Below are 15,460 nucleotides of genomic sequence, written 5' to 3'. Positions count from 1 at the left end.
AGATGAGCAAGTTAAGGTTAATCATACAAAGAGAGTTTATTGCAAAAGTTCGCAATAAATCATTTATAATTATGACTTTTTTGAGTCCGCTAATTATGGTAGGTATGGGAGCATTAGTATTTTTTCTGATGCAAAAAAATGATGAAAAAATTAAAAAGATAGTTTATGTGGATAATTCTGAGTTATTTTCTAAAGCAGATTTTAAAGACACAAAAACAATTCACTATTTAGATTACACAGAGCTTGGGGTTGAAGAAACAAAAAAGAAGGTAGAAGAAGGTGATTTTTACGGAGCTTTATTAATTCCGAAACAAGATAGTTTAGAAATTTTAGCAAAATCAATAGAATTCTATTCTAAAGAATCTCCAGGAATGTCTGTGATGAATTCTCTAGAAAATAAAATTGAACAAAAAATTAGAAATATAAAACTAACAGATTTTGGTATCGATTTAGATAAAATTAAGGCATCTAAAATTAATACTGATATTAAAATGTTTAATTTTTCTGGTGAGCAATCATCAAAATTAATAAACGGGTTAAAAATTGGTGTTGGTGCAATTGCGGGTTATTTGTTAATGATGTTTGTAATGATTTATGGTACTTCTGTGATGAGAAGTGTTATCGAAGAAAAAACTAGTAGAATTATAGAAATAATTGTGTCGTCGGTAAAACCGTTTCAATTAATGCTTGGTAAAATCCTTGGTAATGCATCAGCAGGGTTATTACAATTTTTTATTTGGGGAGTTTTATTATTTGTAATTCTTACGGTTGTTTCTTCGATATTTGGTGTTGATGTGGTAGAAATGCAATCTGCAAGAGTGCCGGCAGAACAAATGGATGCTGTTAAGCAAGCAACGGAAGGCGATAAAGGTCAAATGGTTGTTCAAGAAATATTAAAACTACCAATCTTAAAGTTATTTGTGTTGTTTATCTTTTATTTTTTAGGAGGTTTTATGCTGTATAGTTCTTTGTTTGCAGCAGTTGGTGCAGCAGTAGATAATGAAACAGACACGCAACAATTTATGTTGCCGATAATGTTGCCATTAATTCTAGGTGTTTATGTTGGGTTTGCAACTGTAATGAATGATCCGCATGGTTCTATTGCAGTGTTATTTTCTCATATTCCATTTACAGCACCTATAGTTATGTTAATGCGAGTTCCTTTTGGCGTTTCATGGTACGAATTGTTAATTTCTATGGCATTATTATTAGTTACATTTGTATTTATGGTTTGGTTAGCAGCTAAAATTTATAGAGTTGGTATTTTAATGTATGGTAAAAAACCAACTTATAAAGATTTGTATAAATGGTTAAAATATAAAGGATAAATGCAAGACGGTTTAGATAAGGTTAAAGATGCTATTTTAGATGAAACAACATCTATATTAGATTATACTTTTAAGTTTAGTGATGAAATTAGCATTACTGTTAAAGGGCTAATATTTGTTGCTGTAGCTTTACTTTTAACAGCTTTTATATTAAAGTTAGTAAGAAGGTTTATAACTAGAAAAATGCCAGAGAATGATAAAGTTAAATTTGTAAGCGTTTTTAGTTATATAAGATGGTTGGTGTTTTTGGTAATCTTTTTAATTGCTATGGATGCTTCTGGTGTTAATGTTACCGCTGTTTTTGCCGCTTCTGCAGTACTTTTAATTGGTGTTGGTTTGGCATTGCAAACATTGTTTCAAGACATTATTTCTGGTATTTTTATTTTAGTAGATAAATCTGTGCATGTTGGTGATATTATTGAATTAGAAGGTAAAGTAGGTAGAGTTTTAGATATTCGTTTAAGAACAACTAGGGCAGTTACTATAGACAATAAAGTGTTGGTAATTCCTAATCATTTATATCTAACTAATATTCTTTTTAACTGGACAGAAAACGGAACAGAAACAAGAGAATCTGTAGCTGTTGGTGTTGCCTACGGTAGCGATGTAGAATTGGTGAAAAAGGTTTTATTAGAAACTGCAAAAAAGAACGAAAAAATATTAAAAATACCAGAACCAAAAGTGCTATTTACAGATTTTGCAGACAGTTCTTTAAATTTTAAACTTGTGTTTTCTTTAAATAATAGTTTCGAAACTAGGTTTGTTCAAAGCGATTTAAGATTTGGTATCGATAAAGCTTTTAGAGAACACAATATTTCTATCCCTTTTCCACAAAGAGATGTACATTTATTCCAAAATCAATAAAAAGAATTAGACGTTTAAACATAGTTTTGAATTAAATTTATTTAAATTACGTTTCAAATAAAAATTTATGAGCAAGATATTAATTATCGAAGATGAAGCAGCAATTAGAAGGGTTTTAAAGAAAATTATTTCTGAAGAAAACGAAGCCTACAATGTAGAGGAAGCTGAGGACGGATTGTTAGGTATAGAAATGATAAAAAATAATGATTATGATTTGGTTTTATGTGATATTAAAATGCCAAAAATGGATGGTGTTGAGGTATTAGAAAAAGCCAAAAAAATAAAACCAGAAGTACCAATTGTAATGATTTCTGGTCACGGAGACCTTGATACGGCTGTAAATACAATGCGTTTAGGCGCTTTCGATTATATTTCTAAGCCGCCAGATTTAAATAGATTATTAAACACAGTTAGAAATGCTTTAGATAAAAAAGTTTTAATTGTAGAGAATAAAAGGCTGAAGAAAAAAGTTAGCAAAAACTATGAAATGATTGGTGAAAGTGATGCTATTTCTCATATTAAAGAAATTATTGAAAAAGTAGCAGCAACAGATGCAAGAGTTTTAATTACTGGACCAAACGGAACAGGAAAAGAGTTGGTAGCGCATTGGTTGCATGAAAAATCAGATAGAGTTAAAGCACCTATGATAGAGGTAAATTGTGCTGCAATTCCTTCAGAATTAATAGAAAGTGAACTATTTGGTCATGTAAAAGGATCTTTTACCGGTGCAAATAAAGATAGAGCTGGTAAGTTTGAGGCAGCAAATGGTGGTACTATTTTCTTAGATGAAATAGGAGATATGAGTTTGTCTGCGCAAGCAAAAGTCTTAAGAGCTTTGCAAGAAAATAAAATTCAAAGAGTTGGTTCTGATAAAGACATTAAAGTAAACGTTAGAATTGTAGCAGCAACCAATAAAAATTTGAAAAAAGAAATTGCCGAAGGAAGGTTTAGAGAAGATTTATATCATAGATTGGCAGTAATTTTAATTAAAGTTCCTGCTTTAAACGATAGAAGGGAAGATATACCTTTATTGGTAGAATTTTTTGCTGATAAAATTTCTAAAGAACAAGGTTCTCCAAAAAAAGAATTTTCTAATGATGCCATCGCACTTCTACAAGAATATGATTGGACAGGAAATATTAGAGAACTTAGGAATGTAGTAGAAAGGTTGTTGATTTTAGGAGAAAAAGAAGTCTCTGCAAACGATATTAAGTTGTTTGCAAATAAGTAGTTTTTTTGTTTTCCAATAATGTAATTATTGTATCAAAATTTTGAAGTTTGGCATGATCTAATGCAGTTTTACCTTCTAAATCTTTTAGGTTAAAATCTGCATTTTTGTTAAGTAAAAACGCAACCATTTTTTCTTGATTGTAAATTGTTGCAAAAATTAAAGCAGAATAACCTTGGTTGTTTTGTATGTTAATATTTGCATTATTTTTAAGTAGTAATTCTGCGATTTCTAAATTGCCTTTAAATGCTACCCCTAACAAAGCCGTGTTTCCTTTTGCATCTTGATGATTTACATTTGCGTTGTGTCTAATTAAAGTTTCTGCAATTTCTTTTTTATCAAAATAAGTAGCAAAAACTAAAGGACTAAAACCTCTTTTATCTTTTGCATTCGCTAGATTAGGAAATTTCTTTAATAAGGTTTCAATCATATTGATATTTACAGATTGAATTGCGTTAAAAAAAGTGTTTAAAATATTCATAATTTAAAAGTTTATAAGAAAGGATAGGTTTTAATAAACCTATCCTTTTTAGATTTATAGAGATTATTTTACATCAAACCTGTCTAGATTCATCACTTTAGTCCAAGCAGCAATAAAATCTTTTACAAAACGATCTTGACCGTCATTTGCACCATAAACTTCAGCAATTGCTCTCAGTTCTGTATTTGATCCAAAAATTAAATCTGCTCTTGTGCCTTTATATTTTACTTCTCCAGTATTTCGATTGCTTCCTTCAAAATATCTATCGTCTTCAGAAGTTGCTTTCCAAGTGTAAGTAAAATCTAAAATATTTTTAAAGAAGTCGTTTGTTAAAGTACCAACATTGTCAGTAAAAACACCGTAATCAGAACCGTCATAATTAGCTCCTAAAACTCTTAATCCGCCTACTAAGACAGTTAATTCTGGTACAGAAAGTGTTAATAAATTAGCTTTATCAATCAACAGGTCTTCTGCAGCTATTGTTAAATCTTTTTTAATGTAGTTTCTAAAACCATCAGCTAAAGGTTCTAAATAACCAAATTGTTCTACATCAGTTTGTTCTTGGGTAGCATCGCCTCTTCCTTGAGTAAAACTTACAATTTCATTATAACCTGCGTTTTTTAAAGCTTTTTCCAATCCTACATTTCCTCCTAAAACAATTAAATCAGCTAAAGAAACTTCGCCTTCAAATTTGTTTTTTACATCTTTTAGAGTTTCTAGAACTTTGGCCAATTCTTTTGGGTTGTTAACTTCCCAACTACGTTGTGGTTCTAAAGCAATTCTAGCTCCGTTAGCACCACCTCTGTTGTCTGAACCTCTAAATGTAGATGCAGAAGCCCAAGCTGTTGTTATCAATTGAGATATTGTTAATCCGCTATCAATAATCATAACTTTTAAATTTGCAATATCAGCATCACTTAATGTATAATTTACTGTAGGAATTGGATCTTGCCATAACAATTCTTCTTGAGGAACTTCTGGACCTAAATAACGAGAAGTAGGGCCTAAATCACGATGAGTTAGTTTGTACCAAGCACGAGCAAATGCATCTTCGAACGCCTTATGGTCTGCATGGAATTTTTTTGAAATTTCTAAATATTTTGGATCTACTTTTAATGCAATATCAGCAGTAGTCATCATTAAATCTTGCCTTCCATTGGCGTCACCAGCTTTGGGTGCCATTTTAGCATTTGACGCTGCGGTTGGTTTCCATTGATGTGCACCGGCAGGACTTTTTGTTAATTCCCATTCGTAGTTTAATAACACATCGAAATAATCTGCATCCCAGCGAGTAGGGTTTGGAGTCCAAGCACCTTCAATACCACTTGTAATTGTATCATCTAAAACACCGGTACCAAAACTGTTTTTCCAACCAGTACTCATTTCTTCTATTGAAGCACCATGTGGTTCTTTACCAACATATTTATTAGGATCTGCAGCACCATGAGCTTTTCCAAAAGTATGTCCGCCTGCAACTAAAGCAACGGTTTCTTCATCATCCATAGCCATTCTACCAAAAGTTTCTCTAACATTTTGAGCAGAACCCATCGGGTCTGGATTTCCGTTTGGTCCTTCCGGATTTACATAAATCCACCCCATCATTACAGCAGCTAAAGGATCTTCTAAGTCACCATCTTCATATCTTTTATCATTTGCACCCCATTCGGTTTCACTTCCCCAATAAATATCTTGCTCAGGTTCCCAAACGTCTTCACGTCCACCGGCAAAACCAAAAGTTGGAAACCCCATTGATTCTAAAGCACAGTTTCCTGCCAATATCATTAAATCTGCCCAAGATATTTTGTTCCCATATTTTTGTTTTATGGGCCAAAGTAATAGTCTAGCTTTGTCTAAATTTCCATTATCTGGCCAACTATTTATAGGTGCAAAACGTTGATTTCCTGCACCTGCACCTCCACGTCCATCGCCAACTCTGTATGTACCGGCACTGTGCCATGCCATACGTATCATCAATCCTCCATAATGGCCATAATCTGCTGGCCACCAGTCTTGAGAATCTGTCATAAACTCTTTTAAATCTTTTTTAAGAGCATCATAGTCTAAACTCTTAAATGCTTCTGCATAATCAAAATCTTCACCCATTGGGTTCGATTTTGTGGCGTTTTGGCGTAAAATATTTAATTTTAATTCGTTCGGCCACCAATCTCTATTTTTTACACCTTGTCCGGATGTTTGTTTGGTTGTTCCACTTAAAAAAGGACATTTAGATATGTCATCATTTAAATCAAAATTCTTTCCGTTTGGTTGACTATTTGCGTGAGGATTGTTTTTCATTTTTTATAATATTTAATTTGACAATGCAAACCTACAGGTTTTTTATTAATAATTATTATCTATAGTTTTTATTTTAAAATAATTAAAAACTATTAAAAATGTTTTCTCTTTAAATTTACAAATTATTTTATAAAAAATTACGGAATAATTTTAATCTATTTTTATTAATATTTTTAATAAATTTAATTTATAGTATAATAAAAACTTAACATTAAATTTTAACAAATAATCTATGCTCATTTATATCTTTGTAGTCTCAAATAACGAATTAATAATTACTTAAAATTTATAAAAAATGGCAACAGCAGTTGGTAAAAAATTTCCAGATTTAAATGTAGACGCAATGAATGAAATGGGAGATACATTTAAGCTAAATGTATTAGAAGAAGCGGTTAATAACAAAAAGAAAGTTTTGTTATTCTGGTACCCTAAAGATTTTACATTTGTTTGTCCTACAGAATTACATGCTTTTCAAGCTGCTTTAGCAGAGTTTGAAAAAAGAAATACAGTTGTTATTGGTGCTTCTTGTGATACGCCAGAGGTACACTTTGCTTGGTTAAGTACTTCTAAAGATAACGGAGGAATAGAAGGAGTAACATACCCAATTTTAGCAGACAGCAACAGAAACTTATCTTCTATTTTAGGTATTTTAGATATTACTAATGAAACTTTTGACGAAGCGACTCAAACAATACAAGTAGAAGGAGATAACGTTACTTATAGAGCTACTTATTTAATTGATGAAGAAGGTACAGTTTTTCATGAAGGAATAAACCATATGCCAGTTGGTAGAAATGTAAATGAATTTTTACGTTTAATTGATGCTTACGCTCACGTTCAGAAAAATGGAGAAGTTTGTCCAGCAAACTGGGAAGAAGGTAAAGACGCAATGTCACCTAATGCAAAAGGAACTGCAGAATATTTAGCTTCTCACTAATAAATTATTGATAATATTGGTGTTTAGAAATTTACTAAACACCAATATTTAAAAAACTACAACTATGTTACAAGAATTAACAGAAGATAATTTACAAGAAATTGTAAATAGTAATGATAAAGTAATTGTACAATATTCTGCTACTTGGTGTGGTAATTGTAGAATAATGAAGCCAAAGTTTAAAAAATTGGCTTTAGAAAATGAAAATATTGCTTTTGTTATTGCAGATGCAGAAAAATTTCCAGAAAGTAGAAAATTAGCAGATGTTAGTAATTTACCAACTTTTGCAACTTTTGAAAGCGGAAGTTTTAAAAATCAAGCACAAACAAATAAGTTTGATGTTTTAAAAGACTTAGCAAGCGAAATTATTTAATTATGAAGTTACCAGTAATTAAACACCTAACAAATTTTATCGAAGAAAACGATCAAGATTATGTTTTAGAAACCATAGAAACTCTAGAAGCTTTAACAGAAGTTCCTTCTTTAAAAGATGAAGAATTAGATGTAATTGGTGAATTGATTTCTAATATGTACGGAGCAATTGAAGTTGATAAAATGGTAAAAGAGGGTGCTCCTAAAAAAGAGGCCTTAAACACTTTTATGAAACGAGTATTAGGCTCAATAGATAAATAATCTATTTATAAAATTAGACCTTAAGTAGAAGCTTGAGGTTTTTTTATGCCTTAAATTTAGAACTTATAAATGTAGCCATTTCGTTAGCCCATATTTTGTAAGTTAATTCTGAAGGATGAACACCATCACTAAAATAAATACTCGAGTTTTCATGAGATAAATTATTTCTTTCGCTCCAGTTTTTTAGCGTGATAATTTCATCATAATAAAAAACATTTTTTTTAGATTGAAGTTTATTTTTAAGTTCCGAACCAAAGATTTCAACTAAATTTCCGATTACAAATTTTATTGTTTTAGTAAATGCCGGAAACTCTTTAATAGGTGGCATGTTTGTAAAATAAATAGGTGCTTCAGGAAATTTGTCTTGAATAGATACAATTAAATTTTCGATATCTCTCAACCATTTTTTTGGAGAATTTAAAGTAAAAGCATCGTTTCCTCCCATTCCAATTACAATTAAATCAATTTTAGTTTCTTTAATTTTAGGTATTATTTTCGTAGTAACTTTTGCTACTGTATATCCGCTTCTTGCATAAACACGCCAATGTATGTTTTTTTGTAATTTAGTAGAAAGCTTTTTTGCTAAAGCACCAGTAAAACCGTTTTTATGGTAATCTACACCAACGCCTGCAATTGTACTTTCTCCAATGGTAAGAATGTGTAAATCCGAAGAAAAATTATTATTTACAAAACCTGTAGTTTCTTTAGCTTCTGGCAATGTTGGTACATTTTTTCTAATATTTTTTCCTTGAAAGTATAACAAAGGTAAAAGGGGTAAAGAGGTAAATATGCCTAAATTGTATTTTAAACTATGCTTCATTATTTTTGGCTTCGTTGGCTTTTTTAATAATTGCTTTTAAACGTTCTTTATGTAACTGTTTTTCTAACTTTACTTTGTTAATTTTTCTATTCATTAACTTAGTATGTTTTGCTTTATTAGCCGTGTTTTTTTCTTTTCCTTTTTTGGGCATTTTTCTATGTCAATAAAAAGTTACAAATAAAATAAAGGTTCTATTTTCTCTTTAAATTCTATTATCTTCGTTTTTTACAAAAATAACAAAATAAAATGGTAAGAGGTATAAAAGACTATTTGGTTATAGGTTTAAAAGGAATGGCGATGGGCGCTGCTGATGTTGTGCCTGGTGTTTCTGGAGGAACAATTGCGTTTATTTCTGGTATTTACGAAGAGCTTCTAGGTTCTATTGCTAATGTGAATTTAGGCTTGTTAAAAACTTTAAAGTCAGACGGAATTAAAGCTGCTTGGAAACAAGTAAACGGCTCTTTTTTATTGGCTCTTTTTATCGGAATTTTTATAAGTATAATTTCTTTAGCCAAAACGATTAAGTGGTTGTTAGAAAATGAGCCAGTTTTATTATGGTCTTTTTTCTTCGGATTAGTTTTAGCAAGTATTATTTACATTGGTAAACAAATTACAAAATGGAATTTTATTACTTATGCAATTTTAATAGTAGGTGCTTTTGTAGCATATTTTATCACAACACTTAATCCGTTAGTTACAGAAAGTTCTTCTTTATTATTTATGTTTTTAGCAGGCGCAATTGCAATTTGTGCTATGATTTTGCCAGGTGTTTCAGGAGCATTTATTTTAGTTCTATTAGGTGCGTATAAACCAATTTTATCTGCTGTAAATGATAGAGATATCAAAACAATAGCAGCGGTTGGTTTGGGGGCAATTGTAGGTTTGTTATCTTTTTCTAAGATTTTAAAATGGATGTTTGCAAATTATAAAAATTATACTCTAGCAGTCTTAACAGGTTTTATAATTGGTTCTTTAAACAAAATTTGGCCTTGGAAAGAAACAATTACTACACGTATAAATTCTCACGGAATCGAGGTGCCGTTAAAACAAGTTAGTATTTCTCCGAATTCTTTTGATGGTGATCCGAAGTTATTAATGGCAGTTGTTTTAGCTGTATTAGGTTTTGCGCTTATTTTATTAATGGAAAAATTGGCGGTTAAAAAAGCATAATGCAAGTCGAAAGAACTTTCTTACAAAAATTATATCTTTTTTTAAAAGGTTTAGCAATGGGTGCTGCTAACAAAGTGCCTGGTGTTTCTGGCGGAACAGTTTCTTTTGTATTTGGTTTTTATGAAGAGTTAATTCAGTCTTTTAAAAAAGTTAATATTACCGCATTTAAATTGTTAATACGCGGTAGATTTTCGAGTTTTTATACATATGTGAATGGTCAGTTTTTATTACTGATAATGGGCGGAAGTATTTTTAGTTACTTCAGTATTTCTTTAGTTTTAGATTACTTTTTAGAGCATTACGAGCTTTATGTTTGGAGTTGGTTTTTTGGAATGATAATTGGCTCTGTCTATTATATTGGTAAAGATTTCGGAGAATGGAATCGTAAAAATGTAATTTCATTAATAATTGGAGCTACTATTGGTTTAGGAATTAGTTTTTTAAAACCTGCTGGAGAAAATGACAATTTATGGTTTGTTTTTTTCTGCGGAATTGTTGGTGTTTCTGGTATGACTTTACCCGGACTTTCGGGTTCCTTCATCTTAATTTTGATGGGGAATTACGTTTTACTTTTAGTAGATGCGGTAAACGAATTATTCTTTGTAGTAACCAATCTACTAATTGGTAATTTTGATGTGTTATCTGATCCAGAAAAAATAAGATATTTAAAAATTATAACAGTTTTTACGGCAGGTTCTGCTTTTGGTTTAGTTTCTATAAGTCATGTTTTAGGGTATGTTTTAAAAAGATACAATGCAATAGTTACTGCGGTTATAATAGGTTTTATAACGGGATCTTTAGGTATTGTTTGGCCGTTTAAAAAAGCTGTTTATTTATCGGTAAATAACGAGTTTTTACTTGATAAAAAAGGAAATAGAATCGTAGAAAATTATAGTAGATTTATGCCAGATTTTTTATCATCAGAAACATGGTTCGCTATATTTTATATTATTTTAGGTATTGCATTAATTTTAATAATTGATTTTTATGGAAAAACAAAAAAATAAAGTTTTTGGTCTTTTAGGTAAAGATATTTCTTACTCTTTTTCTAGAGGATATTTTGCAGATAAATTTAAAAAATTGGGTTTATCTAATTATAATTACAAAAATTTTGATCTACAAGATATAAAAGAATTGCCTGCAGTTATTGATAGTGAAGAATTTGTGAGCGGCATAAATATTACAATTCCGTATAAAGAAGACGTAATTAAATATTTAGACAAGTTAGATAAAACTGCGGAAGAAATTGGTGCAGTTAATACAATTAAATTTACCAAAAGAGGAAATTTAAAAGGTTATAACACAGATGTTGTTGGTTTTGAAAAATCAATTAAACCCTTTCTAAAAAAGCATCATACCAAAGCTTTAATTTTAGGTACTGGTGGGGCATCAAAAGCAATTGCCTATGCTTTAAAGAAAAATAATATCAAATTTAAATTCGTTTCTAGAAATCCTTCAGGAAAAAAAGAAGTCTCTTACAATGATTTATCCGAAGAAATAATAAAAGATTTTACGGTGATAATTAATTGTACTCCGCTTGGTACTTCGCCAAACACGCATTTATGCCCAAATATTCCGTATCAATATTTAACTGAAAAGCACTTATTATTCGATTTAATTTACAATCCAGAAATATCTAGTTTTTTAGCTAATGGAAAAGAGAAAGGTGCGGCTATTAAAAATGGTTATGAAATGCTAGAATTACAAGCAGAAGAGTCTTGGCGCATCTGGAATGAAAACAAATAGTATATTTTAACCGAACATTTTGTATAACTAGTAAGTTGTACTTATATTTATAAACTATAATACTAATGTATTATTAAACGAACTTAAACATTGTAGATATGTTAGATAACAATAATGATAACGAGGATAAAAAAGTAGAAGTGGTTAATGAGACTTCTAATCTAGAACAAAAAAATACAGAAGCTTCGTCAGCAGAAGATGATGCGATTCTAAAAGCTGTAGAAGAAGTAGAGAATTCTGTAGCAGAAAAAGCAGAAGATTCTGAAGAATCTGTAGTTAAAGAAGAAAAAGACTATAGTATTCTTTCTTTAGAAGAACTTGTTAAAGAGTTACAAGATACATTATCTAACAATGCTGTAAATAAAATTAAAAACGAAGTTGAAAGTATTAAAACAGCTTTTAATGCAAAGTTTGGTGAGTTACTAGCTAATAAGAAGAAAGCTTTTTTAGATGAAGGCGGTAATTCTATTGATTTTCAATTTTCGAGTCCTGTAAAAGGAGAGTATAATAGCTTATTGTCTGAATATAAAAAGCAAAGAGACGCACACTATAATGCTTTAGAAAAGCAAATGAATGCTAACTTAGCTAAAAGAGAAGAGGTTATTGAGGGGTTAAAAAATCTGATAGAAAATGCCGACTCTAAAACTATGTATAACGAGTTTAGAGCTTTGCAAGATACTTGGCGTTCTATTGGGCCTGTTTCTAAAAATAGATACAACGATACTTGGAAAACCTATCATCATCATGTAGAGCGTTTTTATGATTTATTACATTTAAGTAACGATTTTAGAGATTTAGACTTTAAAAATAATTTAGAAGAAAAATTAAAAATAGTAGCTAAGGCAGAAGAACTAGCAAACTCTAACGACGTTAATACAGCTTTTAAAGAGTTGCAAGAGCTTCATAAAATATGGAAAGAAGATATTGGGCCAGTAGCAAAAGAAGTAAGAGAAGAGGTTTGGCAAAAGTTTAGTGCTGCTACTAAAAAAATTCACGATAAGCGTCATGAATATTTTCGTGATATGAAATCTAAATATCAAGAAATTATTAATCAGAAATTATTAGTAATAGAAAAGTTAGATGCTTATGAAACTTCTGGTAATAAAACTCATAAAGATTGGCAAAATAGCATTAACGATATAGAGAAATTAAGGCAAGAGTATTTTAACGCTGGTAAATTACCGTATGCTAAAAGTGAAGAAGTTTGGCAAAAGTTTAAAGCTGCTACAAAAAAGTTTAATAGCTCTAAAAATCAATTCTATAAAGAGGAAAAGAAAGAACAACAAGATAATTTAAAAAAGAAGTTAGCTTTAATTGAAGTTGCAGAATCTTTAAAAGATAGCGAAGATTGGGCAGCAGCAACAGATACTTTAAAGAAAATTCAGTCTGATTGGAAAAAAATAGGTCACGTACCTAGAAAGTTTTCTGATGATATCTGGAATAAGTTTAAAACAGCTTGTAATACGTATTTTGATAGATTTCATAAGCATAAAAATTCTGTGAGTGAAGAGCAACAAGAAGTTGTAAATGCCAAAAAAGTATTTTTAGAATCTTTAAAAGAAGACAAAGAACAAACTAAAGAAAGTGTTTTAGAGGCAATACAAGCTTGGAAAGATTTAGGTGCTTTACCAAGAAATGTAAGACATCTAGAGGGTAAATTTAACAAGCAAATAGATAAATTATTAGAAAGTTTATCTTTAGATAAAAAAGAAGTGGCTATGTTAAAATTTACAAATGTTGTAGATGGTTTTATGGCTAATAATGACTTTAGAAAATTAGATTCTGAACAATTGTTTGTAAGAAAAAAGATTGATGAAGTAGTAAGAGAAATGCAGCAATTAGAAAATAATTTAGGATTCTTTTCGAATGCGAAAGATGATAATCCTTTAGTTATAAATGTAAAGAATAGGATAGGAGAGTTTAAAGAAGACTTAGCTATTTGGAAAGAAAAGTTAAATTACATTAAAAGTTTAGATTATTAATTTAATGTATCTATAAAATAAAAAAACTCGAAGCTAAGCTTCGAGTTTTTTTTATGATATTAATTTGATGATTAAGAAAATAACTTATCCATTTTCTCTTTCTCTTCGTTTGCTAATGCAGCATCTACTAAGATACGTCCACTATGCTCATCAATTGTAATTTTCTTTCTGTTGGCAATTTCTAATTGCACTTGTGGTGGTATTGTAAAGTAAGAACCTCCAGAAGCTCCTCTTTCAATAGCAACAACAGCTAAACCATTTTTTACTTTATTTCTAATTCTTGTGTAAGCAGAAAATAAGTGAGCATCTAAAGATTTAGAAAACTCTTCAGATTTTTCTCCTAAAAGTTTTTCTTCTTTTTCTGTTTCTTTTAAGATTGCGTCTAATTCTGCCTTTTTGTGGCTTAAGTGCTTTTCTTGTTTCGCTAACTTTTCTTTAGTAGCATCAATTACTTCATTTTTTTGAGCAATTTTAGCTTTGTATTCGTTAATTCTTTTTTCTGCTAATTGAATTTCTAAATCCTGATACTCAATTTCTTTTGATAAAGAATCAAACTCTCTGTTATTTCTAACATTTTTTTGTTGCTCTTCATATTTAGCCATCAACGCTTTAGAATCTTCTATAGCTTGTTTCTTATTGTTGATTTCTGTTTCTAAGTTAGATGCATCTTCTGCTAAGTTAGAAATACGCTTATTCAATCCGGCAACTTCATCTTCTAAATCTTCAACTTCTAAAGGCAATTCACCTCTTACGTTTCTAATTTCGTCAATTCTAGAGTCTATTAATTGTAAGTCATACAATGCTCTTAATTTTTGCTCTACTGAAATTTCTTTCTTCTTTGCCATGTTTATATGTAATAAATTGGATTTGTACTTTTTTCTGATAAAACGATTGCAAAATTACTAAATTTTTTCGTAAGATAGTCAACCAAAAGGTTTTTTGTAAACTGTTCGCTCTCATAATGACCAATATCTGCCAATAAAATGCTTTTTTCAGCTTTAAAAAACTCATGATATTTAAAATCTGCACTCACATAAGCATCTGCACCAGCTCTTTTAGCATTAGAAATAGCAAAACTACCCGATCCGCCTAATACTGCAACTGTTTTTATTTTTTTATGAATCAATTCAGAATGTCTAACACATGCTGTTTTCATTTTATTCTTTAAATATACTAAAAAATCTTTTTCATCCATAGCAGTTGGTAATTCACCAATCATTCCCATTCCTATGTTTTGATGTGTGTTCTCTAAAGTAATTATTTCATAAGCAACTTCTTCGTACGGATGTTTATTTTTTAAAGTATTTAGAATGGCATTTTCATTCTTACTTTCAAAAAGAATACTTATTTGAGTTTCGTTTTCTGAATGTCTTTTACCTTTTTCTCCAATAACCGGATTCGAATTTTCATTGCCCATAAAAGTTCCGGTACCATTTACACTAAAAGAACATTCGCTATAATTACCAATGTTTCCTGCACCTGCATCAAAAAGGTGTTTTTGCAATTCTTTTGCATCTTTAACAGGTACAAAAGTTGTTAGTTTTTTTATAATTCCTTTTTTAGGAATTAATATTTTCTGATTTTCTAATCCTAAAATTTCACACATTTTTGCAGATACACCATTATTAGAATTGTCTAAAGCTGTATGAGTAGCATAAATTGCGATATCATTTTTTATTGCTTTTAAAACAACCTTTTCTACGTAAGAATTTCCGTTAAGCTTTTTTAATCCACCAAAAATTATAGGATGAAAACTAAGAATCAAATTACAGTTTTTAGCAATTGCTTCGTCTACAGTTTCTTCTAAAGTGTCTAATGTAACTAAAACACCGTTTACTTCTGTATTATAGTTGCCTACAAGTAAGCCAACATTATCAAAATCTTCAGCATAATTTAAAGGCGCCAATTCTTCTAAATAATTTGTTACTTCTTTTATCTTCATTGGGTGTTTTTTTCTAAAACCAAAGTTAACATTT

Annotated in this window: 16 protein-coding genes; 10 read left to right on the top strand and 6 right to left on the bottom strand. The window is 30.1% G+C overall.

What is annotated here, in order from left to right; translation table 11 throughout:
* Positions 1-2 precede the first annotated feature (2 nt).
* From ACYPV9_RS09590 to ACYPV9_RS09580, 3 genes are all read left to right on the top strand, one after another.
* Positions 3-1,328 carry an ABC transporter permease gene (locus tag ACYPV9_RS09590; protein WP_459743296.1) on the top strand — a complete coding sequence of 442 codons (1,326 nt, stop codon included), beginning with the start codon at positions 3-5 and terminating at the stop codon, positions 1,326-1,328.
* Positions 1,329-2,192, top strand: a complete 864-nt coding sequence (locus tag ACYPV9_RS09585) for a mechanosensitive ion channel family protein (protein WP_459743294.1) — start codon at positions 1,329-1,331, stop codon at positions 2,190-2,192.
* 67 nt (positions 2,193-2,259) lie between these two features.
* Positions 2,260-3,423 (top strand): sigma-54-dependent transcriptional regulator, encoded by a 1,164-nt coding sequence (locus ACYPV9_RS09580; RefSeq protein ID WP_299065153.1) that lies wholly within the window; start codon positions 2,260-2,262, stop codon positions 3,421-3,423.
* Here ACYPV9_RS09580 and ACYPV9_RS09575 read toward each other — a convergent pair.
* Positions 3,401-3,901 (bottom strand): ankyrin repeat domain-containing protein, encoded by a 501-nt coding sequence (locus ACYPV9_RS09575; RefSeq protein ID WP_299065155.1) that lies wholly within the window; start codon positions 3,899-3,901, stop codon positions 3,401-3,403. The two genes, ACYPV9_RS09580 and ACYPV9_RS09575, sit on opposite strands and share 23 nt — an antisense overlap.
* A 63-nt stretch (positions 3,902-3,964) precedes the next feature.
* A complete protein-coding gene (katG, locus tag ACYPV9_RS09570; RefSeq protein WP_459743291.1) occupies positions 3,965-6,196 on the bottom strand; it encodes a catalase/peroxidase HPI in 2,232 nt (743 codons plus the stop codon).
* Positions 6,197-6,491: 295 nt separating this feature from the next.
* Between katG and ACYPV9_RS09565 the strand changes: the two genes are divergently transcribed.
* The 3 genes from ACYPV9_RS09565 to ACYPV9_RS09555 all read left to right on the top strand — a co-directional run bounded on the left by ACYPV9_RS09565 (position 6,492) and on the right by ACYPV9_RS09555 (position 7,766).
* Entirely contained in the window at positions 6,492-7,133 is a 642-nt protein-coding gene (locus tag ACYPV9_RS09565) for a redoxin domain-containing protein (RefSeq protein ID WP_459743289.1), read from the top strand.
* Positions 7,134-7,197: 64 nt separating this feature from the next.
* Positions 7,198-7,506, top strand: a complete 309-nt coding sequence (locus ACYPV9_RS09560) for a thioredoxin family protein (protein WP_459743287.1) — start codon at positions 7,198-7,200, stop codon at positions 7,504-7,506.
* A 2-nt stretch (positions 7,507-7,508) separates the two neighbouring features.
* On the top strand, positions 7,509-7,766 hold the full coding sequence (locus ACYPV9_RS09555; protein ID WP_299065162.1) for a DUF6952 family protein: 258 nt from the start codon (positions 7,509-7,511) through the stop codon (positions 7,764-7,766).
* 43 nt (positions 7,767-7,809) lie between these two features.
* On the opposite strand, the gene ACYPV9_RS09550 is transcribed toward ACYPV9_RS09555, so the two are convergent.
* Together ACYPV9_RS09550 and ACYPV9_RS09545 are read right to left on the bottom strand one after the other, a co-directional pair.
* The gene (locus ACYPV9_RS09550) at positions 7,810-8,586 is read right to left on the bottom strand and encodes an SGNH/GDSL hydrolase family protein (RefSeq protein WP_459743284.1); all 777 of its coding nucleotides are present in this window, start codon (positions 8,584-8,586) and stop codon (positions 7,810-7,812) included.
* Positions 8,576-8,737, bottom strand: coding sequence for a hypothetical protein (locus tag ACYPV9_RS09545; RefSeq protein WP_172830879.1), 162 nt, complete (start codon positions 8,735-8,737; stop codon positions 8,576-8,578). Before ACYPV9_RS09545 ends, ACYPV9_RS09550 begins: the two co-directional genes overlap by 11 nt.
* Before the next feature lie 95 nt (positions 8,738-8,832).
* Here ACYPV9_RS09545 and ACYPV9_RS09540 point away from each other — a divergent pair, with 95 nt between their 5' ends.
* The 4 genes from ACYPV9_RS09540 (at position 8,833) to ACYPV9_RS09525 (ending at position 13,484) form a co-directional block, all read left to right on the top strand.
* Positions 8,833-9,756 (top strand): polyprenyl-phosphate transporter, encoded by a 924-nt coding sequence (locus ACYPV9_RS09540; RefSeq protein ID WP_459743281.1) that lies wholly within the window; start codon positions 8,833-8,835, stop codon positions 9,754-9,756.
* Positions 9,756-10,763, top strand: coding sequence for a DUF368 domain-containing protein (locus tag ACYPV9_RS09535; protein ID WP_459743279.1), 1,008 nt, complete (start codon positions 9,756-9,758; stop codon positions 10,761-10,763). Before ACYPV9_RS09540 ends, ACYPV9_RS09535 begins: the two co-directional genes overlap by 1 nt.
* Entirely contained in the window at positions 10,744-11,502 is a 759-nt protein-coding gene (locus ACYPV9_RS09530; protein WP_459743277.1) for a shikimate dehydrogenase family protein, read from the top strand. The genes ACYPV9_RS09535 and ACYPV9_RS09530 overlap by 20 nt, the downstream gene beginning before the upstream one ends.
* A gap of 98 nt (positions 11,503-11,600) precedes the next feature.
* Positions 11,601-13,484: a DUF349 domain-containing protein gene (locus tag ACYPV9_RS09525; RefSeq protein WP_459743275.1), complete on the top strand. Its 1,884-nt coding sequence runs from the start codon at positions 11,601-11,603 to the stop codon at positions 13,482-13,484.
* A gap of 71 nt (positions 13,485-13,555) precedes the next feature.
* On the opposite strand, the gene ACYPV9_RS09520 is transcribed toward ACYPV9_RS09525, so the two are convergent.
* Positions 13,556-14,329: a zinc ribbon domain-containing protein gene (locus ACYPV9_RS09520; RefSeq protein ID WP_299065173.1), complete on the bottom strand. Its 774-nt coding sequence runs from the start codon at positions 14,327-14,329 to the stop codon at positions 13,556-13,558.
* Between the two features lie 2 nt (positions 14,330-14,331).
* Entirely contained in the window at positions 14,332-15,426 is a 1,095-nt protein-coding gene (locus tag ACYPV9_RS09515) for a Nif3-like dinuclear metal center hexameric protein (protein ID WP_459743272.1), read from the bottom strand.
* Between the last annotated feature and the right edge of the window lie 34 nt (positions 15,427-15,460).

This window comes from Polaribacter sp. OB-PA-B3, from assembly GCF_054589375.1.
The sequence above is the reverse complement of the archived record's forward strand: the minus strand, read 5'-3'. Positions and strand labels throughout refer to the sequence as shown.

Bases quoted from the DNA above. Each gene is read 5' to 3' on its own strand.
- ACYPV9_RS09590 (WP_459743296.1), top strand. From the start codon at position 3: ATGAGCAAGTTAAGGTTAATCATACAAAGAGAGTTTATTGCAAAAGTT.
- ACYPV9_RS09585 (WP_459743294.1), top strand. From the start codon at position 1,329: ATGCAAGACGGTTTAGATAAGGTTAAAGATGCTATTTTAGATGAAACA.
- ACYPV9_RS09580 (WP_299065153.1), top strand. From the start codon at position 2,260: ATGAGCAAGATATTAATTATCGAAGATGAAGCAGCAATTAGAAGGGTT.
- ACYPV9_RS09575 (WP_299065155.1), bottom strand. From the start codon at position 3,901: ATGAATATTTTAAACACTTTTTTTAACGCAATTCAATCTGTAAATATC.
- katG (WP_459743291.1), bottom strand. From the start codon at position 6,196: ATGAAAAACAATCCTCACGCAAATAGTCAACCAAACGGAAAGAATTTT.
- ACYPV9_RS09565 (WP_459743289.1), top strand. From the start codon at position 6,492: ATGGCAACAGCAGTTGGTAAAAAATTTCCAGATTTAAATGTAGACGCA.
- ACYPV9_RS09560 (WP_459743287.1), top strand. From the start codon at position 7,198: ATGTTACAAGAATTAACAGAAGATAATTTACAAGAAATTGTAAATAGT.
- ACYPV9_RS09555 (WP_299065162.1), top strand. From the start codon at position 7,509: ATGAAGTTACCAGTAATTAAACACCTAACAAATTTTATCGAAGAAAAC.
- ACYPV9_RS09550 (WP_459743284.1), bottom strand. From the start codon at position 8,586: ATGAAGCATAGTTTAAAATACAATTTAGGCATATTTACCTCTTTACCC.
- ACYPV9_RS09545 (WP_172830879.1), bottom strand. From the start codon at position 8,737: ATGCCCAAAAAAGGAAAAGAAAAAAACACGGCTAATAAAGCAAAACAT.
- ACYPV9_RS09540 (WP_459743281.1), top strand. From the start codon at position 8,833: ATGGTAAGAGGTATAAAAGACTATTTGGTTATAGGTTTAAAAGGAATG.
- ACYPV9_RS09535 (WP_459743279.1), top strand. From the start codon at position 9,756: ATGCAAGTCGAAAGAACTTTCTTACAAAAATTATATCTTTTTTTAAAA.
- ACYPV9_RS09530 (WP_459743277.1), top strand. From the start codon at position 10,744: ATGGAAAAACAAAAAAATAAAGTTTTTGGTCTTTTAGGTAAAGATATT.
- ACYPV9_RS09525 (WP_459743275.1), top strand. From the start codon at position 11,601: ATGTTAGATAACAATAATGATAACGAGGATAAAAAAGTAGAAGTGGTT.
- ACYPV9_RS09520 (WP_299065173.1), bottom strand. From the start codon at position 14,329: ATGGCAAAGAAGAAAGAAATTTCAGTAGAGCAAAAATTAAGAGCATTG.
- ACYPV9_RS09515 (WP_459743272.1), bottom strand. From the start codon at position 15,426: ATGAAGATAAAAGAAGTAACAAATTATTTAGAAGAATTGGCGCCTTTA.